The sequence below is a fragment of the uncultured Maricaulis sp. genome (assembly GCF_905480005.1).
In the GTDB taxonomy this organism is placed as follows: domain Bacteria; phylum Pseudomonadota; class Alphaproteobacteria; order Caulobacterales; family Maricaulaceae; genus Maricaulis.
Genome location: NZ_CAJQOO010000022.1, coordinates 1 through 3,213 on the forward strand (window position 1 = coordinate 1; position 3,213 = coordinate 3,213).

General features: G+C 62.4%; 4 protein-coding genes. 3 read left to right on the forward strand and 1 reads right to left on the reverse strand.

Features of this window, described 5'->3' with window-relative positions; all coding sequences use genetic code 11:
- The 3 genes from QZ266_RS03295 to QZ266_RS03305 all read left to right on the forward strand — a co-directional run.
- The coding region (locus QZ266_RS03295; protein ID WP_295691624.1) for a short-chain fatty acyl-CoA regulator family protein at positions 1 to 867 on the forward strand (867 nt) is incomplete at its 5' end.
- Positions 868 to 1,122: 255 nt separating this feature from the next.
- Positions 1,123 to 1,371 (forward strand): type II toxin-antitoxin system ParD family antitoxin, encoded by a 249-nt coding sequence (locus QZ266_RS03300; protein WP_295691626.1) that lies wholly within the window; start codon positions 1,123 to 1,125, stop codon positions 1,369 to 1,371.
- Positions 1,368 to 1,658, forward strand: a complete 291-nt coding sequence (locus tag QZ266_RS03305) for a type II toxin-antitoxin system RelE/ParE family toxin (RefSeq protein WP_295691627.1) — start codon at positions 1,368 to 1,370, stop codon at positions 1,656 to 1,658. Before QZ266_RS03300 ends, QZ266_RS03305 begins: the two co-directional genes overlap by 4 nt.
- 75 nt (positions 1,659 to 1,733) lie before the next feature.
- Here QZ266_RS03305 and QZ266_RS03310 read toward each other — a convergent pair whose 3' ends face one another.
- The gene (locus QZ266_RS03310; RefSeq protein ID WP_295691629.1) at positions 1,734 to 2,825 is read right to left on the reverse strand and encodes a ferritin-like domain-containing protein; all 1,092 of its coding nucleotides are present in this window, start codon (positions 2,823 to 2,825) and stop codon (positions 1,734 to 1,736) included.
- Between the last annotated feature and the right edge of the window lie 388 nt (positions 2,826 to 3,213).

Sequence of the window (3,213 nt, forward strand, 5' to 3'; positions counted from 1 at the left end):
CTGGCCACTTATCTGCAGGACCAGCATGGCTTCACCGTCCGCGTGCTGGACGAGGACGTCATGGCGGGCGCCCGCCGCCGTCTCGACTTTCACGGTCGGCGCCTGCTGTTGTCCGAAACCATCGCGCCGGCCTCGCGGGGCTTCCACATCGCGGTGGTCCTGGCCTCGCTGGAACAGGCCGAGCTGCTGGATCGCCTGTGCGACCAGATCGCCCTGCCCTCTTCCGAGGGGCGGCGCCTCCTGCGTATCGGCCTGGCCAATTACTTCGCCGGCGCCGTGCAGATGCCCTACGCCGCTTTCCTCAAGGCCGCCGAAAGCAGTCGCTATCATCTGGGCGTACTGCAACGCCGTTTCGAGGTCAGCTATGAACAGGTCTGCCATCGCCTGACCACGCTGCAGCGGCCGGGCGCTCGGGGCCTGCCCTTTTTCATGATCCGGGTCGATGCGGCGGGCAATGTCTCCAAGCGCTTTGGTGGCGGCATCATGCCCTTTGCCCGGGCCGGCGGCGGCTGTCCGAAATGGAATCTCTACGACGCCCTGCGCATGCCCGAACGCATCCTGACCCAGTCCTTCGAGCTGCCCGACGGCACTCGCATGCTGTCCTTGGCCCGTGGCCAGTCAACCCAAGGCCCGACCGGCCAACCCCCGACCCTGCATGCCATCGCGCTGGGTTGTGACTGGGACAATGCCGGCAAGGTCGCCCATGCCGACGGGATGAGCGACACCATCCCCGCCGCGATCGGCCTCGCCTGCCGCCTGTGCGACCGCGAAGACTGCGCCCAGCGCGCCTTCCCGCCCCTCAACCGCAAACTGACGATGGATCCGCACCAGCTGCGAGCCTCGCCTTATGCGTTTGGCGAGAGTTAAAGGCGGGTCGAGAAAGCGTGACGCATCGCGCGCACCTCCCCATAAACCGCTTGCCGAGAGAAAACCGTATCCGGTTCTTCAGCTCAAGGGTGGAACCGCGAAGCGGCGCCTGCGGCGCCCTTGACCTGAAGAACCGGATACGGCCTGCTGGCTGACAAGCGATGTATGGGTCAACGAGCGCAAAGGCGCCCGGTTTTCACTGGTCGCCCGGCCACGATTTTGGTATATTCATTTTGAATATCAAGGAGCGCAATCATGGCGTCGACCAGCCTTTCTCTCGGCCCACACTGGGAATCCTTTATCCGGGATGAAGTCGCGAGCGGCCGCTATGGAACGGCCAGCGAAGTTGTCCGGGCAGCCCTGCGGGAGTTGGAGGGGCGCGGCGCGCGGCTTGCCGCCCTGCAACGCCATGTGCGCGAAGGCCTTGGTGAAGCCGAGCGCGAAGCCTTCGTTGATGACTACGACATTGAAGCCCTCATCGCCGAGGCCGGGCGAGAGGCATGACACGCAGGGTGCGGCTTACGCCGCGCGCCGTTGCAGACATCAAGGCCATCGCTCGCTACACCACGCAGACTTGGGGCCATGCGCAATGTCAGGGCTATTTGCGAAGCCTGGACGACCGATTCAGGTGGCTTGCCGAACACCCGGATTCCGGACGCAAACGTGACGACATCGCCGCCAATTCGCGGTCATTCCGCCACAACGCACACATCGTTTTCTACCGCACCTGCGATGGCGGAATCGACGTGCTCGCGGTTGTGCATAGCGCCATGGATATCGGCGTGATCTGAACCAACGCCCCCAAAAGAAAAGGGCCCCGCATGATGCGGAGCCCCAATCCTGGATAGGTTGTGCCGGTGGCTCGCCTATTCGGCCAGGCCACCAACCGCGTGCACATAGGCCGTGCGGACGTCCTGGTGCTTGACGGTGTCGAGCTCGCGAGCGATTTCCTCGTCCTGTTTGGCGAGGGCGTCGAGATCCTGATCGGCATAATGCAGCACGCCCATATCGGCATAAGCGGCCTGGATCTTCGGACCCCACAGGCCGATATCCTTGACCACCGGAACGATGCGCTGGAAGAGCAGTGTGCGGAAAAGCTTGTTCATTTCTGACTGCTCGGCCCAGGCGACACACTCTTCAACCGGCAAGCCCATGACTTCATAGACTTCCCGCGCCTGGAAACGGTCACGCATGTGGTAGCAGGCCTCGACGAGGAATTCCTCGCGCTCGTCACGCTCGGCCTGGGTCAGCTGCGGATAGTAATCGCGCAGGGACAGACGACCAAAGGCGACATGGCGCGCCTCGTCTTCCATCACATAGGCATTGACCATCTTGGCGAGCGGGTTCTGGGCAATATCGCGGATCGTGCCGAAGGCGGCCAGGGCCAGACCCTCGATCACCACCTGCATCGCCAGATAGGTGAAGTCCCAGCGGCTGTCGCGCAGCGCCTGGTCGACCAGCTGGCGCAGCGGCTCGGTCATCGGATAGGCGACGCCGAACTTCTGCATCAGCTTCTTGTAGGCCTCGACATGGCGGGCCTCGTCCATCACCTGGGTCGCGGCGTAGAATTTGGCGTCCAGATCCGGCACCGATTCGACGATCTTGGCGGCGCAGATCAGCGCGGCCTGCTCGCCCTGCATGAATTGCGAGATATTCCAGGCCTGGGCATGACGGCGGAACTCGATGCGTTCCTTCTTCGTCATCTTCTCCCACATCGGAGAGCCGTGGAGCGCAATGCCTTCATCGGGCAATTGCATCGGATTTTCGGGGTCAAGCTCGAGGGTCCAGTCGATGCGGTTGACCGCATCCCACTGCATATCCTTGCCCTTTTGATACAAGTGCATGAGGGTCGAGCGACCTTCATCATACTCGAAGTCAAACGTGGCGTTGAACTGTTCCGGAATCGACCAGTGCCTGTCGATATCCGGCATTGGATAGAGATCGCGAAGCGATGCCATGGCGCGTTTCCTCCCCAGGAGCGACCAAACGTGTCTTGTGCGGGTGCGTTTATCGCACACAGCGCTTTGGTGAACAACGTTCACAACACAAACGTCTGTCAAAAAAAGTCGTTTGGCAAGCCCTGTGACGAAACGTGACCGGGATATTTTATCGGGGGTCCGTATCCCTTGGCGCGATGGGCCGCGAGGCGACAGGTGGGCCAATGACGATAGCAGGGACAGGTCTCTCGATAACGAGCACGCCAGTCCGTCTCCGCGCGCCAAGGCGCCGAAGGATGGGAGGGAACGGGATGTCGGCGGACACCGGGGTGTCCTGTTGGTGGTCTGCGGTGTCCGTGATGTCCTCGACATCCCGTTCGCGGAGTTTTCCCGGGCTGTCTCCACCCCG